This window comes from Brachybacterium aquaticum (assembly GCF_014204755.1).
GTDB lineage: Bacteria > Actinomycetota > Actinomycetes > Actinomycetales > Dermabacteraceae > Brachybacterium > Brachybacterium aquaticum.
The window spans coordinates 3,293,824-3,309,205 of the sequence record NZ_JACHLZ010000001.1 but is presented as its reverse complement, the minus strand read 5'-3'; the positions used below and the strand labels follow the sequence as shown (position 1 = coordinate 3,309,205).

The following is a 15,382-nucleotide window of genomic DNA, read 5'->3' as shown; positions in this document are numbered from 1 at the left end:
TCGGGCGGGTCTCGGGCGGGTCACGGGATGCGCTTGCCGCGCGAAGCGGGCCGGGCCGGCGGGGCTGGCGGGGCAGGCGGGTGCTCCCGCCGTCAGCGGGCGAACAGCGTCGCGAAGGCGCGCAGCAGTCGCGGCGGCTGGTCGGCGTCCACGTGCTGCAGCGACGTGAAGATGTCGTCCATCTCGTCGGGCGAGAAGTAGCCGTGGTCGCGGTAGGCACGGGCCCGCTCGATGATCGAGGGGACGTCGAGCTCCGGATGGAACTGGGTGGCGTACTGCCGGGTGCCCACGCGGAACATCTGCACCGGGCTGGTGCGGCCGGTCGCGAGGGTCACGGCGTGCTCGGGCAGGGTGTGCACGGCCTCCTTGTGGCCGACGAGTCCGGTGAACGTGTCCTCCAGCCGCGCCTCGCGGACCAGCGGATCCTCGCGACCGGCGTCGGTGAGGCTCACCTCGACGGCGCCGAGCGGCTCGCCGTAGGTGCGATCGATGCGGGCACCGATGTGGGTGCCCAGCGTGCCGATGCCGTAGCAGGCGCCGAGGAAGGGCACGTCGTGGGCGAAGACCGCATCCAGGACCCGGTCGATCTCCTTCTCGGCCCGCAGCTGGGCGTCGCTCTTGTCCTCGATCGGGTCGGAGGCCGTGAAGGGGCTGCCGCACAGGATGATGCCCGAGATCTCGTCCATCGCCAGGTCGGGGAAGGGCTCCCGGTCCAGCCGCGCCCAGAGCAGCTCTTCCTCGGCGAGGCCGGCGAAGTCGAGCACGGCGGCGCGCTCGGTGAGGGCGACGTCGTCCTCCGGACGGGTGGCGATCTGCACGAACGGTTTCACGGGTGCATGCTAAACCCCTGCAGGTGAGAGGTCGGGACGGTCGGTCCGGGCACAGCGCACCGGGTGCGGAGCGGAGGGTGATGACGCAGGACCACCACGATGCTGTTGACGCGCGCAGGGGCTCCTCTCACGCGCGCGCGGACTCCTCGACGCTCATCGGCGGACACCCCCTACCCGTCGGTCTGCGAGACGTCGCGGATCCCGCGCTCGTCGCGTGGCGGGACCGTCTGCCGGGCACCGTCGAGGCCGTGCTCGAGGCCTGGGAGCTGATCCCGGAGGCACCGTTCCAGCCGGGCGGCTCCAGCGCCTGGGTCGCGCCGGTGCGGGCTGCGCAGGGCGCTGCGGACGGCGCGTCGGAGGGCGGCGGGGATGGCGCTGCAGAGGACGCTGACCTGGTACTGAAGGTGGCGTGGGCGCATGAGGAGTCGCGAGACGAGGCCGCAGGGATGCGGGTCTGGCAGGGGCGGGGCGTGGCCCGGCTCCACCGCGCCGAATGGCGCGGGGACACGAGCGTGCTGCTGCTGGAGCGGGTGCGCCCGGGGACGCCGCTCTCGGAGCTGCTGACCGGGCCGGAGCGGGACGAGGTGGTCGCCGGACTGCTGCGCCGTCTGTGGATGCCGGTCCCGGCGGGGGCGGAGTTCCGCCCCCTTGCCGACATGTGCGAGGGGTGGGCCGAGTCGGCCCGGCGCCGGGCCGAGGTGGGGGCGAACCCGCTGCCGCCCGCCCTCGTCGAGCACGGGCTGGGGCTCTTCCGCGATCTGCCCCGGCAGTGGGACGGGGAGCCGATGCTGCTGGCCACCGACCTGCACCCGGGCAACGTGCTGAGGGCGCGGGGAGAGTCCGGCGGCTGGGCGGTCATCGATCCGAAGCCGTATGCGGGAGATCCGCATTACGACCTGCTGCAGCACATGCTCAATGATCCGGGTCGTCTGCGCTCGAGCCCCAGCCCCTTCGCCGACCGGATGGCCCGCCTCGCCGGCCTCGACCCCGCCCGCGCCCGGCGCTGGCTCCTCGCGCGCTGCGTGCAGGAGGCGGGGGTGTTCGACGCGGCGGCTCCGGCCGCCCTGCGGCTCGCGGCCGACGGGGTCGGGTGAGCGACATCGGGATCCGGCGGGCATCGTCCGAGGGGGGCTCGGTCGACGAGGGCTCACTCGTGCGGGTCTCGTCCGATGGGGGCTCGGTCGACGGGGCATCGTCCGACGACGTCCTCTCCGGACCCGCAGCGCTCGAGGCAGACTCCTCCCCCGACTCCTCCTCGCTGCGCAGTGGAGGCTGCGGTGGCCGCGGAGGCTGCGGCGGTTCCGGAGGCTGCGGTGGCCGCGGAGGCAGCAGCGGCGTCGGCCCGGTCTCGCGCGAAACGCCGGAGAGTCCGGTCCAGCGCACGCGGTGACCGGTGCCCTCGCCGTCCTCGATCCGCTCGACGGCCGCGGTGTCGCGCTCCTTCTGGTTGCAGTGGGCGCACAGCCCCTGCCCGTTGTCGAGGCTGGTGGTGCCGCCGCGGGAGACGGGGACGATGTGGTCGTTCTGGCGGATGGCCGCGTTGCAGTAGGGGCCGCGGCAAGAGGTGTCCCGCCACCGCAGGAAGCGGCGCATCGCGGGCGGGAAGGCGCGCGAGGTGGCGTCCATGGCGACGAGCTCCCCGGTGGTCGGGTGGGTGTAGAGGCGGCGGATCATCACCCGCACCGCGTCGCCGTCCTCGCCGTAGGGGTCGTCCTCGTCCTCGCCCGGCGCCTTGAGTGCACCGCGCAGCTGGGCGCGCACCGCCTCGGCGGGCACCGCGCCGTAACCCTCGAGATGGGCGACGTCCCCCGAGTCGGGGCGGAACAGAGCCCGGTCGGTGACGATCACCCCGACCTCGAGCGATACCGGTGCCGGCTGGTCCTCGGGCCGCAGCAGCTGGTCGGTCAGGGCGTCGGCCATCGCGGCGCCGTGCCCGATGCGGGAGCCCTCGGCCCGTCGGCGCTCCGCCTCCAGGGACAGCCGCCGATAGATCTGCTGGGCGTCGAGGGCGGTCAGGCGCGCACTGACCGTCGCCATCCCGTGCTGACCGGGGGTCATGGAGACGTGCCGCTCGGTGCGCGCCTTCCGGTGGCGCAGGGCGGCGCCCTCGGGATCGAGCTCCCCGGCAGTGGTCGCGACTTGATCCCTCCAGCGCCGCACCCCGGCACCGTCGAGCTCGGGGATCTTCTCGCCGAGCGCCCGGTCCACCTCGCCCACGATCTCGGGGTCGAGCACCGCGGAGGCGTCGGCGACCGCGTAGGCGGCGTCCCCGGCGATCCGTCCGTCGGCGAGCGCCGCCATGATCTCGGGCAGGGTCTCGACCAGGCGGCGGGCGGAGGCGAGGGTGCGGCCGGCCATGTGCGGGGAGCGGCGGGTGAGCAGGGTGATGTCGGCGATGGTGGCGCCATCGGCCTCCCGGTGGACCCGGGTCTGGGAGGGGGTTGCCTTCCCCTCGTGGGCGGCGCGGTCGCGGGCCGCATCCCAGCGCTCGCGGCGGGTGAGGTCCTGCAGCGCGGCCACCGCGCGTGCCTCGAGGGAGTCCAGCGCCCCGCGGGATCCCTGCAGCGCCCCGAGGAGATGGGTGAACTCCCGGCGCTGCCGACCCTCGATGTCGAACAGGGTTCCGGGGTCGGAGGCGAGGTGCTGCAGGAGGAAGGCGAGGTCGCCGAGCATCGCGGAGAGTGCGGCGGGGTCGCCGTCGCGCAACGCGTCCACGGCCGCGTCGGGGGACTGCTCCCCCGGCGGGTCCGGATACGTCTCTGCGCTGGTCATGGGGCCATGCTTCCCGGCGGGCGGCGCGTCGGGAACGGCGAGGCCGGGAATGTGGACGAGGAGGGGGTGGGGAGGAGAGGTCACCCGCCGGACAGTCCACCGGACCGTCCACCGGACCGCCCGCCACACCGCCCACCGCATCCCACCGCGCGGATCAGGACCACAATGACCCCATGACGACTCTCGCCGATTTCTCCGCCGCCTCCCTCGCCGGGAAGGACACCGACCTCTCCGCGCATGTCGGCTCCGTGGTGCTCGTGGTCAACACCGCCTCCAAGTGCGGCCTGACCCCGCAGTACGAGGGCCTGCAGGACCTCCATGAGCGCTACGTCGACCAGGGCCTTGCCGTGCTCGGCTTCCCGTGCGACCAGTTCATGCACCAGGAGCCCGGGACCGACGCCGAGATCTCCGAGTTCTGCCAGGTCAACTACGGCGTCACCTTCCCGATGTTCTCCAAGGTCGAGGTCAACGGCGAGGGCGCCCACCCGCTGTACCGGTGGCTGACCGGCGAGCACACCGCACCCGACGGCACCGCGATCGACGGCGGGGACATCGAGTGGAACTTCGGCAAGTTCCTCCTGGACCGCGCGGGCAGGGTGCTGCGCCGCTACTCCCCGCAGACCGAGCCGGCCGCCCTCACCGCCGACATCGAGGCCGCCCTCGCCGGGGAGCAGCTCCCCGCCTGAGAACCGCTTCCCGCCTGAGAACTGCTCCCACACCCGCGCCCAGCTCCGCGCCCGAGCGCGCCGCTCACCCGCCCGAGCGCGCCGCTCACCCGCCTAGCGTCCACCCCTCCGCGACCACCTGCTCCCGGTCCGCGCGCCGGTCGGTGTCCATCAGCACGGTGCGCCCGTCGGCCGCGAGGCCCCGCAGCCGTCCCACCCAGGCGCCGAGCCCGCGCGTGGAGCCGTCGGTGGTGAGCACGAGGCGGAGCTGCACCTCGCCGGTGAGCGCCTGCCCGCCCTGGACCAGCGGGAACGTCCCGTTCCAGACCACCCGCCGACCCCAGCCGGTGAGGGTGCCGTCCTCGACCTCGACAGGGTCCTGGTCCTTCGCGGTCAGCCGACCGGCCAGTGGTGTCCAGGTCGCGCCGTCGTCCGCGGAGGCCTCGAGGCGCAGCAGGTCGTAGCCGGTCTCGAGGTGGACGAACAGCTCCGCCTCGAGCGTCGCAGCGCCCGCGTCGGCCGCACCCCCGACGGCCGCACCCCCGTCGCCGCTCCCACCCGACGGGCCCTCCCCGAGCCCGACCGCGAGGGAGAGCACGCTGGTGGCAGCGTCGGCGTCGCCTGCGTGCCAGCCGTCGCGGACCTCGCGGGGCACGAGCCCGAGCGCACGGGCGACACAGGTGGAGACCTCGCGCCGCGTCACCGAGGTGGTGGACCACTCGCGCGTGGGGTGCACGGAGTTGGTCAGCAGTATGACGACCGTCTCTGTGAGGGGGTCGATGACCAGCGACATGCCGGTGAATCCGGTGTGCACACCGCTGTAGGGGCTGGTCAGGCCCGCGTGGTAGTACCAGGCCTCGAGCTCGGGGCCGAGGCCGCGGCGGGCCCCGCCCACCCCGGTGACCTCGGCGATGCGGTCGGTGAACATCGACTGCACGGTCTCGGCCCGGAGGATCTCCGCGCCGCCGTAGCGCCCGCCGCCGAGGAACATCTGCGCGAACACGGCGAGGTCGTCGGCGGTGGAGAACACGCCCGCGTGCCCGGCGACCCCGCCGAGGGAGTAGGCGTTCTCGTCGTGGACGTGCCCGTGCACGAGCCGGCCGTAGTACTCCACGTACTCGGTCGCCGCGATGCGCGGCAGCAGCTCGGCGGGCGGGTTGTACATGGTGTCGTCCACGCCGAGCGGCGCGGTGATGTGCTCGCGCACGTACGCGTCGAGGCTCTGCCCGGACAGCTTCTCGACGATCAGTCCGAGGGTGATCAGTCCCAGGTCGCTGTACACGTACCGGGTGCCGGGCGCGGAGGTGGGGGCGACGGTGAGCACCGCGTCCAGGCGCGAGGGGATGTCGGGGTAGGCGGAGTAGAGGTTGATGAAGGCGGGCAGCCCGCCGACGTGGGTGAGCAGCTGCTGCACGGTCACCTCGCCCTTGCCGTTCTCGGCGAAGCGCGGCAGGTGCGAGGCGACGGTGTCCTCGAGCCCGAGGCGCCCCTGCTCGACCAGCTGCATCACGGCGGTGGCGGTGAAGATCTTGGAGATCGAGGCGAGGTCGTAGAGCGTGTCGGTGCGGGCAGGGATCCGCTCGGCCTCGGGCAGCTCGATGGCGCGGCCCGCCCAGCGCAGCGCGTACCCGTCGGCGTGGCGGTAGGCGATCCCGCCCTGGGAGGCGACGAGCACGGTCGCGCCTGAGAAGCGCGGAGGATCGAAGTCCAGCCCGGCGCCGACGATCGCGGGGATCTCGCCCAGCACGCCGGCGTCCAGGCCCACGGCGCGAGGGGTCATGTCCTTCAGTGTCCTCCCGCTGCGCTGTCGGTCCCAGGGGTGGCGGTGGGGTCGGCCGCGGCTCCACTCCGGGGCGGAGCCCTGGGCACGGGCCGTGGGGCGGTCCTTGTGCGGGGCGGGGTCACCCATCGCGTGGGCGGCGGCAGGCAGGCCGACGGCGCCTGCGGCGGCCGTCAGCGCGGTCGCGGCGAGGGAGGCGCGGCGGGTGATGCCCGGCCGACGGGACTCCCCCGGGTGGTCGCGTCCGTCCTCCGGCGGGCGGGCATCCTCCGGCCGACGGGGCTTCTCCGGCCGACGCGGTTCCTCCGGCCGACGGGTTTCCTCCGGCCGACAGGCCTGGTCGTGCGAGGACGGGTGGGGGCGCTGCTGGTCCACGGGGACTCCTTCGCATCGGTCCCCGCGGTGCCGGGGCGTCGTCGGTGACGCCCCAAGCCGTCACCGCGGACGGGACCAGGCAGGCGCAGGGAGGCGGTGTCCCGTGGCGGTGCTCCAATGCAGTACCCCAGGGCAGTGCCGCGCGGCGAGCTCCCTCGCGCCGCCGTCCAACCTACCCGCGGGTCACCGGTGTGACAAGCGTCACTCCGGGCCTGGCCCCGCTACGCGGTGCCCGGGCAGGGCCGTCACGCGCGCGCCGCGCCCTTCCGTCGGACCTCCGAGATCCCGAGGATCACGACCACGACCCCGGCGAGCATCACGAGGCCGCGGAGCACGTCGACCACTCGCTCCATCAGGGCGAACGCGTTCCCCGCGGCCACCGCAGCGTCCGGCATCTGCGAGATGTCACCGGTGACCGTGAACGACACGGCCAGGCCCAGCAGCGAGCCGATGATGATCATGACCGCGCCGATGCGGAGCTTCCCCGAGCCGCGCACGGTCACGAGGATCGCGAGGACGAGCGCCGCGATCCCGAGCCCGAGCAGGACCGCCAACGCGGCGAGCGCCACCACGACGATCACCACGTTCGCCACCGTGCCGAGCATGGCATAGGCCTGGGAGGGGTCCACGATCGCGCCGGCCACCTCGGTCAGGACGCTGCCGAGGAGCAGCAGCGCCGTGACCACCACGAGCGCGGTCGCCGCACGCACGGGCTCCTGGGTCGGGGGTGCAGACGGCGGAGGCGGGTCCATCGGAGGGTTCGTCATCGGTCAGCTCCTTCGCAGCTCGAGCACCGGCACGTCGACCGGGCTGAAGCCCAGCACCTGTCCGTAGAAGGACAGCGACGCCTCGGTGGAGTCGATGATGGTCTCGGCCCGGCGGAAGCCGTGCTGCTCGCCGGGGTAGAGCAGGTAGGCGTGCGGGATGCCCTTGGCGGCGAGCGCGTCGCGGAACAGCTCGGACTGGCTGGGTGGCACGATCCGGTCCTCCTCGCCCTGGAGCAGGAGCACGGGCACCTCGAGCTCGTCGACGTGGCTGAGCGGTGCTCGCTCCACGTAGAGGTCGCGGCGCTCGGGGTAGGGGCCCACGAGTCCGTCGATGTAGCGGGACTCGAAGTCGTGGGTGTCCTGGCGGAACTTCTCGAGCTCGGCGACGCCGAAGCTGGAGACCCCGGCGGCGAAGGTGTCCGTGCGGGTCAGGCAGGCCAGCGTGGTCCAGCCGCCGGCGCTGCCGCCCTCGATGGCGAGCCGCTGCCCGTCGGCGATGCCCTGCGCGACCAGGTGCTCCATCACGGCGACGGTGTCCTGGACGTCCACCACGCCCCACTGCCCGCGCAGGCGGTCGCGGTAGGCGCGGCCGTAGCCGGTGGAGCCCCCGTAGTTGACGACCACCACGCCGAGGCCGCGGGAGGTGTAGTACGCGATGGGCAGCGACAGCACGGGCGGGACGTGCGCGGTGGGGCCGCCGTGGACCTGCGCGATGAACGGCGGCAGCTCGTCCTCGCGGCCGGCGAAGCCCTCCTGGCGGGGACGGTGCACGATCGCGTGGACCACTCCGCCGCCGGGCAGCGGCACCTCGATGCTCTCCGCCTCGGGCAGGAGCCCGGGGGCGGGGGCGTCGTCGCGGGAGGAGCGCAGCCCCGCCAGCGGTGACAGGGACGGGGCACCGCCGTCGCCGAGGTCGAGGTGCGCGGTGTGGATCGCGGAGAACTGGGTCGGGGATGCACCGGCGAGCACCAGCAGCCCGTCGGCCCGCAGCACCGCGGTGGAGATCTGGGTGAGCGGGCAGTCCAGGGCGGTCAGCTCGCCGGTGCTGATCCGCAGCAGCGACAAGGAGGTCGCAGCGCGGCCGTGCCGGACCAGCGCGAGATCGGCGCCGAGCACCTGGTACCAGGTGGTGCCGAGCGCCCACATCGCGCCCGCGAACTCCTGGTCGAGCTCGAGGATCTGGCGGGTGCCGGTCTCCGCGGACCACACCCACGGGTTCCACCAGCCGGAGGCGTCGGAGAGGAACATCAGGTGCTCGTCGTCGAGCCATTCGGGCTGCAGCACGGAGGTGTCGGTGCCGCCGACGATGATCTCGCCCTCCCCGGCGCTGCCGTTCATCAGCGGTGCGACGTGCAGTTCGGTGCCATCCCACGGCATCTGCGGATGCTCCCAGCTGATCCAGGCGATCTGGTCACCGCGCGGGCTGAGCCGGGGATGGGCGACGAAGCGGGCCGACGGGGTGACCCGGCGCAGGGCGGTGAGGTCCTCGGCAGCGGAGCCGTCCAGCGGCACCGCGGCGATGTACCGCTCGATGTGCGGGGCGCCGCCGCCATGCGAGCCCTCCGGGGCCTCGAGGGTGTGGTCCTCGCAGACCCACCAGACCTCGCTGCCGCCGCCGGGGAGGGCGACGACGGTGGGATCGGCCCAGCGCAGCGAGGGTCCCTGCGCGGTCTCGACCTCGGGGCCGACGGGGGTGAGCGGGCGCGGCTGCTCCCCCTCGACCAGGGCGTAGACCCGCTGGTCCTCGAAGTTCACGAAGACCACCAGCGGGGTTCCCTGCGGGGCCTCCTCCGCACCGGTGACGACGGTCCAGCTCGCGCCGCCGTACTCGTGCACGCGCGAGCGGGCGTTGTAGGGCGCGGGCAGCACGGTGACTGTCTCGACGCGGGCCTGCTCCCCCGCGCCTTCGCGGGCGGTGCCCTCCCAGGGCTGCGGGAGCGCGACCGGCCCGGCGGTGCGCACGATCGCCTGGCGCCCGCCCTCGGTGGCGATCCCCTCCGTCCACCACACGGCGTCACCGACCAGGCGCGGACCGCCCAGCTGGGTGCCCCCCGTCGCGAGGAGCTCAGCGGTGATGGGCGAGGGCCAGGAGCCGTACGGGAGAGAGGTCACCATGACACCACACTAGAGGGGATCCGCCGACGGCGGGGATGCTGTGGAGAGAGGACCGCTGCGCGCGGCACCACCCCTCACACCACAATCGCCCCCTCGGCCGTCAGCACCGTGTCCCCGCCCACCCGGATCGTCCAGTCGGCATCGAGGACCACGGCGAGCGGGTTGCCGCGCTGGGGCCGGTCGGCGAAGACGTCGAGCGGGACGAAGCGGCGGCGTGCGGACCGAGGAGGCGACATGCCGCTATGCTCGCACCGGTCCGTCAGAGGGGAGGGCCCTCGGACGTCTCGCCGCTCGGTCTCGGACCGCTCTCCTCGGTCAGCGGCATCCCGGCGAGCTTGGCATCGGCCTCGTCCAGATCGATCAGGCTGGTGCCGGGGGCGAAGGCGTGACCGGAGTTCACCGCCGCCCTCGCGATGATCGTCGAGCCCACCGCCGCGGTGGCCAGCTGCAGCACGACGGCCACGGCCGCTTTCACCAGGTTGGCGGTGGTGGGCATGGTGAGCACGGCCCCGATCGTGACCAGGGCGATGCCCAGGCCGGCAGCCGTGCCGACGGCAGAGGCACGCATATAGGCGTCACGGAACTTCAGCAGCCCCGCCCCGGCTCCGGCGAAGACGACCGCGCCGGCGAGGATCAGGACATACGCGATGACGGTCAGCACACTCATCGTCGACCTCCCATCAGTCCCCGCGCCAGGGAGACGGCCGCGAGGAACGAGACCAGCGTGGCGATCAGGACGAGATCGAACGTGCCGAGGCGCTCCCACCGCGCTCCGATGAGCACCAAGATCCCCACCACGCTGAAGGTGAGCAGATCCGCGGCGACGGCGCGGTCGGCGGCGGTCGGCCCCGCGACGATCCGGTACACGGAGGCCAGCAGCACGGCGGCGATGCACACGATGGCGATGTCGAGAGGAGTCATGAGCGACCTCCGATCGTGATCGAGCGGGTCATCCGCTGATCCATGTCGTGCAGATCCGCCAGGGCGCTCTCGTCGTCCTCGTGGTACATCGAGTGGACCAGGATCTCGCGGAACCCGGTCCCTCCGCCGAGCTGCCCGAGCGTCAGCGTGCCCGGGGTGAGCGTGATGAGGATGCTGATCATCACCACGTGCAGATCGCCGACCTCGCCCAGCTCCATCCGGACCACCCGAGGAGTGGAGGCGTGCCCGGGGGTGAGCGAATCGCGCACCACGGCGAGCGAGGACACCACGATCTCCTTCGCGAACCACAGCGTGAAGCCGATCAGGCGGAACGGCAGGGTGAGCAGGGATGCGTTCACGGCAGCACCGCCTCGACGTACGCAGAGGTGTCGTACAGACCCGCCGCGGCGACCTCCGACAGGGACAGCAGGCCCTGGGCGCCGAGGCCGAGGGTCAGGGTGACGGCGGCGAGGGCGAGGGCGGGAGCGGCAAGGGCCAGAGGCGTCGCACCCGGCAGGACCGCCGTCGCCGACGGCTCCGCGGGCGCGGGGTGGCCCTTGATCGTCGGCGAGAAGACGCCGTTGAAGATCTTCAGCATCGACTGCAGAGTGATCAGCGAGACGAGCAGGGCCACCACCGCAGCAGCGATCTGTCCCGCCTCGAAGGTGGAGGTGATGAGGGAGAACTTCGCGATGAAGCCGGAGAAGGGCGGCAGGCCCGCGAGGGACATCGCGGCGGCGCCGAAGGCGACCGCGAGCACCGGCTCCTTGCCGATCCGGCCCTTGAGCTCCGAGAGCTTGTCGGTGCCGAACCGCTCCTCGATCGCGCCGGTGGACAGGAACAGGGAGGCCTTCACGATCATGTGGTGCAGCAGGTAGGCGATGCCGGCCGTGAGGCCGAACGGGGTGAACAGGGCGACGCCCAGCAGGATGTAGCCGATCTGGCTGACCATGTGGAATGCCAGGATCGACCGCATCCGATCCTCGCCCACGGCTCCCAGCACACCGATCAGCATGGTGGCGCTGAACAGCAGGATCCCGATCCACAGGAAACGCTCGTCCCCCTCGAAGATCACCGCGTAGAGCCGGTAGATGGCGTAGATCGCGACCTTGGTGTGCAGGCCGGAGATCAGCGCTGTGATGGCTGGGGACGTCGAGGGGTAGGCCCGTGCCAGCCAGCCGTGCACAGGCACCACCGCGGCCTTCATCGACAGGGCGAAGAGACTCACCCCGGCGGCGGCGGCCACCAGCGGATCCTCGCTCGCCGCTCCCGCGAGCTCTCCGAGGTTCACGGTGCCGGCCGTGCCGTAGATCATCGCGACACCGGCCAGGAACAGGGTCGAGACGAACAGGTTGAACGTGACGTACAGGCGCGAACCGACCACCGAGGCGCGCGTCCCGCGCCCGCGTGCGGCCAGGACCAGCAGACCGTAGGTCGGCAACAGCATGACCTCGATGAACACGAACATGTTGAACACATCTGCGGTCAGCAGGGTGCCGACGACGCCCGCCTGGAGCACCATCACGAGCGGCGCGTAGAAGCGGTGACGGCCTGCATCGACCTGCAGCGCGAACAGCGTGCACACGAGGATGAGTCCGCCGGCGACAGTGAGCATCAAGGCGGAGAAGGCGTCGACCGCGAACGGGATCGCGATCCCGGGGATCCATCCGCCCACCTGGTGCGCATGCACGCTGCCGTCGGCGGTCTCGATCACGAGCAGGGTCGCCGCGACCAGCTGCGCGGTCTGCACCAGCAGCAGCACGACGACGGTCCAGGGCCGCCGTGCGCGTGCGAAGGCGGTGATGCCGGCGGCGAGGATGGGGATCGCGACCAGCAGGGGGAGCGCGGCATCGAGCGTCATCGGTCAGACCCCTGACGCTCGTCCGCGGAATAGGGGTCGGTGTCCCCTACCGGGGCGCCGAACTCGCCGTAGCGATCCTCGAGGGTGCCGACGGGAGCGGCGCTCTCGTCGGTCCCCTCCTCCGGGGGGTCCTCGTCCTTCGGCCCGGTCACCGCGAGGACCAGCAGGTAGATGGTGATCGCGAAGGCGATCACGATCGCCGTCAGCACGAACGCCTGAGGCAGGGGGTCGGCGGTCACGGAGGGGTCGAGATCCGCTCCGAGCGGCTCGTCACGGCGGAGGGTGCCGCCGGCGCTGAAGAGCAGCAGGTTGCAGGCATGACCGAGCAGCACGAAGCCGAGGATCACGCGCAGTCGGTCGCGCTGGAGCATGAGGTAGACGGAGCCGCCGAACAGCACACCGATCACGAGGGCGAGGATCATCGCGTTCCACCTCCATCTGTCGCGATCGATGCTTCCTGAACGGTCTCTGCGGCGGTGACGCTGTCCTCCGGCGCCGTGCTCCCCGTCGGCGGAGGATCGTCCTCCGGCCGCGGCCTGCGCCCCGTGCCGTCGTCCGGGGTGGAGACGCCCAGGCGGTTGATCGCGGCGAGGATGACCCCGAGCACCGCGAAGTACACGCCGAGGTCGAAGACCAGCGCCGTGGTGAAGTGGTAACCGAGGATGTCGACGTGCAGAGCACGCAGGAACGAGCCGTCGAACAGACCGATCAGGCCCGTGCCCGCGGCGACGACCATGCCCAGCCCCGCGATCGCCAGGTAGGGGCGCTGGACGCGCGGGACGTCATCGGTCGGCGCGGACAGGTAGGAGAGCACCACCGCGCCGGCGCCGAGCAGCGCCGCGATGAAGCCGCCGCCGGGGGCGGTGTGCCCCCGCAGCAGCATGAACAGGGAGGCGACGATCATCACCGGCACCAGCACGCGACCGAGCAGCCGCAGATAGTCGGCATTGCCGAACGGGTTGGCGAGTGCGGGCGAGGCGGGCGCCGGCCGCTTCCGCTCGACGAGCGGGCGGGCGTCCAGCAGGGCCGCGACGGCCACCGAGCCGATCGCGAGCACCACCAGCTCGCCGAGCGTGTCCAGGGCACGGAAGTCGACCAGGATCACGTTGACGATGTTCGTGCCGCCGGTGAGCTCCTCGGCACTGCCCATCATGTACTCGCCGACGTCCGACAGCCCCCGGTGGCCGGTGAACACGAGGGTCGCCGCCGTCGCAGCGGCCCCGGTGAACACCGCCGCGACCACCGCAGCGAGGCGCCGTCGGGCGTCCTCCTTCGGGAACCTCCAGGACATCCGGCGCAGCACCAGCACCATCACCACGACGGTGAGCACCTCGACCAGCAGCTGGGTCAGCGCGACGTCGGAGGCGCCGAGAGTGAAGAACGTGAGCACTACGGTGAACCCGACGATGCCGCTGGCGATCACACCGCCCAGCCGGGTGCGGGAGCGGACGATGGCGACCACGCCCGCCACGACGAGCACCAGCAGGATCCCGTCGAGGAAGGTCGAGGAGCTGTACTCTCCCACGCCCTGCCACAGCAGCGGCGTGGTCAGGGCGGCGGCGCCGATGAGCACGAAGGGGATCGCGAGCTGTCCCGCGGTGGAGTCGAACCGGGTCAGGTCTCCGACCCGGTGGCCGAACGAGATGATCCTGTCGTGGATCCCCTGGACCACGCCGACGCCGGTCACCGGGGCGACCCACTCGGCCGGCGCCTGGGCTCCGGACGCTGAGCGGGCTCTGTCGCGACGGCCCATCAGCACGGCGATCGCCAGACCGGCGGCGATCGCGAGGATCGAGAGCACGAGCGGGATGTTCACGCCGTGCCACAGGGCCAGGTGACCGACCTCCGTCGGCGCGACGCCCGCCGCGACAGCCGCTGCGGGAATGGCGATGGGGTCGAGGATCCCCACGGTCGGACCGAGCACCAGGCCGGTGAGGGCGGTGGCGCTGACGGCCACGGACATCGCGGCGGCATAGCGCCAGGGCTTGACCCCGTCCATCGCCGGGCCGGGCAGGGTGGGCAGGACGAGGCGAGCGCTGTACGCGACGGTGAACACCGTCGCGGCGGCGGCGAGCAGCGCCAGCAGCCATCCGCTCCCCCACGGCGAATGCAGCAGCGACTCGAAGATCAGTTCCTTGCTCACGAACCCGACCAGGGGGACGATCCCGGCCATGCTCGCGGCGGCCAGCACCAGCATGACCGCCTCCCAGCGCATCACGCGCCACAGCCCGCTCAGCTCGTGGAGGTCGCGGGTGCCGGTGCGCTTCTCGATCAGGCCCACGCCCATGAACAGGGAGGACTTGAACAGCGCATGTGCGATGACATGGATCGAGGCCGCGAGCATCGCCACCTCGGTGCCTACGCCGATCGCCGCGACCAGCAGCCCCAGCTGGCTCACGGTCGAGTAGGCGAGCAGGGACTTCAGGTCACGCCGGGTCACGGCCAGCACGGCGCCCAGTGCGGCGGTCAGCAGGCCGATCGAGACCAGCAGCGCGGGCCATATCACCGCATGCGAGGCGGCGGGCGAGAACAGCATCAGCAGGTAGATGCCGGCCTTCACCATCGCTGCGGCGTGGAGATAGGCGCTGACCGGGGCCGGGGCGACCATCGCGTCAGGCAGCCAGCTGTGGAACGGGAACTGCGCCGACTTGGTCATCGCCGCCACCGCGACCAGCGCGGCGACGGCCGTGGCGAAGCCGGCGTCCGAGGACCAGGCGGGGTCGGCGAGCGCGGCGCTGAGCTGCACCGTCCCGGTGCGCACGATGATTAGGCACACGGCGCCGAGCAGGCACAGTCCGCCCGCGACGGTGACCAGCAATGTACGGGTGGCCGCCGGGCCCGCATGCGGACCGGAGCGCAGGATCAGCAGGTAGGAGCACAGCGTGGTGAGCTCCCAGGCCACGTAGAGCAGCAGGAGGTCGTCAGCGAGCACCAGGGTGAGCATGGCGGCGGCGAAGGCCGTCATCAGCAGGTAGAAGCCCGGCGAGCGGGGCGCTCTGAGGTACGAGCTCGAGTAGATCAGCACGACCGCGCCGATGACGAGGATCAGCAGGACGAACAGGAAGGCGAGTCCATCCATCCTCAGCCTCAGCGCCACGTCCAGAACCGGGATCCACGGGACCGTCTGGCTCACGTCGCCGGCATCGAGGCGCAGTCCCGCCAGGATGCCCAGCGGGAACAGCATGCCCAGGGCGAGCGGCCACCCGGCGTAGCGGCCGAAGAGTCGCACGAGGACCGGAGCAAGCGGCACCAGGATCCAGGCGGAGGCGACGGCCAGCACGAGGCTCATGCACACT

The 15,382-nt window shown here is 72.3% G+C and carries 13 protein-coding genes and 1 pseudogene; 2 read left to right on the top strand and 12 right to left on the bottom strand.

The annotated features are described in order from the left end of the window. Positions 1-92: 92 nt before the first annotated feature. Complete coding sequence (locus tag HNR70_RS14885) at positions 93-830, bottom strand: glutamine amidotransferase (protein WP_184326343.1); 738 nt, start codon at positions 828-830, stop codon at positions 93-95. A gap of 80 nt (positions 831-910) precedes the next feature. Here HNR70_RS14885 and HNR70_RS14880 point away from each other — a divergent pair, with 80 nt between their 5' ends. Next, positions 911-1,924: an aminoglycoside phosphotransferase family protein gene (locus HNR70_RS14880; protein ID WP_184326342.1), complete on the top strand. Its 1,014-nt coding sequence runs from the start codon at positions 911-913 to the stop codon at positions 1,922-1,924. A gap of 352 nt (positions 1,925-2,276) precedes the next feature. Here the strand turns inward: HNR70_RS14880 and HNR70_RS14875 are convergent. Further along, a pseudogene (locus tag HNR70_RS14875) lies at positions 2,277-3,503 on the bottom strand (HNH endonuclease); the annotation flags it as partial. 272 nt (positions 3,504-3,775) lie between these two features. On the opposite strand from HNR70_RS14875, the gene HNR70_RS14870 reads away from it, so the two are divergent. Continuing rightward, the gene (locus tag HNR70_RS14870) at positions 3,776-4,288 is read left to right on the top strand and encodes a glutathione peroxidase (protein ID WP_184326341.1); all 513 of its coding nucleotides are present in this window, start codon (positions 3,776-3,778) and stop codon (positions 4,286-4,288) included. An 85-nt stretch (positions 4,289-4,373) separates the two neighbouring features. Here HNR70_RS14870 and HNR70_RS14865 read toward each other — a convergent pair whose 3' ends face one another. The 10 genes from HNR70_RS14865 to mbhE form a co-directional block, all read right to left on the bottom strand. Beyond that, positions 4,374-6,422 carry a serine hydrolase domain-containing protein gene (locus HNR70_RS14865; protein WP_184326340.1) on the bottom strand — a complete coding sequence of 683 codons (2,049 nt, stop codon included), beginning with the start codon at positions 6,420-6,422 and terminating at the stop codon, positions 4,374-4,376. 245 nt (positions 6,423-6,667) lie between these two features. After that, positions 6,668-7,189, bottom strand: coding sequence for a hypothetical protein (locus tag HNR70_RS14860; protein WP_184326339.1), 522 nt, complete (start codon positions 7,187-7,189; stop codon positions 6,668-6,670). 3 nt (positions 7,190-7,192) lie between these two features. Further along, positions 7,193-9,304, bottom strand: coding sequence for a prolyl oligopeptidase family serine peptidase (locus tag HNR70_RS14855; protein ID WP_184326338.1), 2,112 nt, complete (start codon positions 9,302-9,304; stop codon positions 7,193-7,195). A 74-nt stretch (positions 9,305-9,378) separates the two neighbouring features. Next, positions 9,379-9,540 carry a hypothetical protein gene (locus HNR70_RS14850; RefSeq protein WP_184326744.1) on the bottom strand — a complete coding sequence of 54 codons (162 nt, stop codon included), beginning with the start codon at positions 9,538-9,540 and terminating at the stop codon, positions 9,379-9,381. Between the two features lie 23 nt (positions 9,541-9,563). Beyond that, complete coding sequence (locus HNR70_RS14845; RefSeq protein ID WP_184326337.1) at positions 9,564-9,971, bottom strand: cation:proton antiporter; 408 nt, start codon at positions 9,969-9,971, stop codon at positions 9,564-9,566. Next, a complete protein-coding gene (locus tag HNR70_RS14840) occupies positions 9,968-10,225 on the bottom strand; it encodes an MrpF/PhaF family protein (RefSeq protein WP_184326336.1) in 258 nt (85 codons plus the stop codon). Before HNR70_RS14840 ends, HNR70_RS14845 begins: the two co-directional genes overlap by 4 nt. Next, a complete protein-coding gene (locus tag HNR70_RS14835; protein ID WP_184326335.1) occupies positions 10,222-10,584 on the bottom strand; it encodes a Na+/H+ antiporter subunit E in 363 nt (120 codons plus the stop codon). The genes HNR70_RS14840 and HNR70_RS14835 overlap by 4 nt, the downstream gene beginning before the upstream one ends. Then, on the bottom strand, positions 10,581-12,086 hold the full coding sequence (locus tag HNR70_RS14830; RefSeq protein ID WP_184326334.1) for a monovalent cation/H+ antiporter subunit D family protein: 1,506 nt from the start codon (positions 12,084-12,086) through the stop codon (positions 10,581-10,583). The genes HNR70_RS14835 and HNR70_RS14830 overlap by 4 nt, the downstream gene beginning before the upstream one ends. Then, a complete protein-coding gene (locus HNR70_RS14825) occupies positions 12,083-12,508 on the bottom strand; it encodes a sodium:proton antiporter (RefSeq protein WP_184326333.1) in 426 nt (141 codons plus the stop codon). The genes HNR70_RS14830 and HNR70_RS14825 overlap by 4 nt, the downstream gene beginning before the upstream one ends. Continuing rightward, positions 12,505-15,375 carry a hydrogen gas-evolving membrane-bound hydrogenase subunit E gene (mbhE, locus tag HNR70_RS14820; protein WP_184326332.1) on the bottom strand — a complete coding sequence of 957 codons (2,871 nt, stop codon included), beginning with the start codon at positions 15,373-15,375 and terminating at the stop codon, positions 12,505-12,507. Before mbhE ends, HNR70_RS14825 begins: the two co-directional genes overlap by 4 nt. Between the last annotated feature and the right edge of the window lie 7 nt (positions 15,376-15,382).

Bases quoted from the DNA above. Each gene is read 5' to 3' on its own strand.
- HNR70_RS14880 (WP_184326342.1), top strand. From the start codon at position 911: ATGACGCAGGACCACCACGATGCTGTTGACGCGCGCAGGGGCTCCTCT.
- HNR70_RS14870 (WP_184326341.1), top strand. From the start codon at position 3,776: ATGACGACTCTCGCCGATTTCTCCGCCGCCTCCCTCGCCGGGAAGGAC.
- HNR70_RS14860 (WP_184326339.1), bottom strand. From the start codon at position 7,189: ATGACGAACCCTCCGATGGACCCGCCTCCGCCGTCTGCACCCCCGACC.
- HNR70_RS14855 (WP_184326338.1), bottom strand. From the start codon at position 9,304: ATGGTGACCTCTCTCCCGTACGGCTCCTGGCCCTCGCCCATCACCGCT.
- HNR70_RS14850 (WP_184326744.1), bottom strand. From the start codon at position 9,540: ATGTCGCCTCCTCGGTCCGCACGCCGCCGCTTCGTCCCGCTCGACGTC.
- HNR70_RS14845 (WP_184326337.1), bottom strand. From the start codon at position 9,971: ATGAGTGTGCTGACCGTCATCGCGTATGTCCTGATCCTCGCCGGCGCG.
- HNR70_RS14840 (WP_184326336.1), bottom strand. From the start codon at position 10,225: ATGACTCCTCTCGACATCGCCATCGTGTGCATCGCCGCCGTGCTGCTG.
- HNR70_RS14830 (WP_184326334.1), bottom strand. From the start codon at position 12,086: ATGACGCTCGATGCCGCGCTCCCCCTGCTGGTCGCGATCCCCATCCTC.
- HNR70_RS14825 (WP_184326333.1), bottom strand. From the start codon at position 12,508: ATGATCCTCGCCCTCGTGATCGGTGTGCTGTTCGGCGGCTCCGTCTAC.
- mbhE (WP_184326332.1), bottom strand. From the start codon at position 15,375: ATGAGCCTCGTGCTGGCCGTCGCCTCCGCCTGGATCCTGGTGCCGCTT.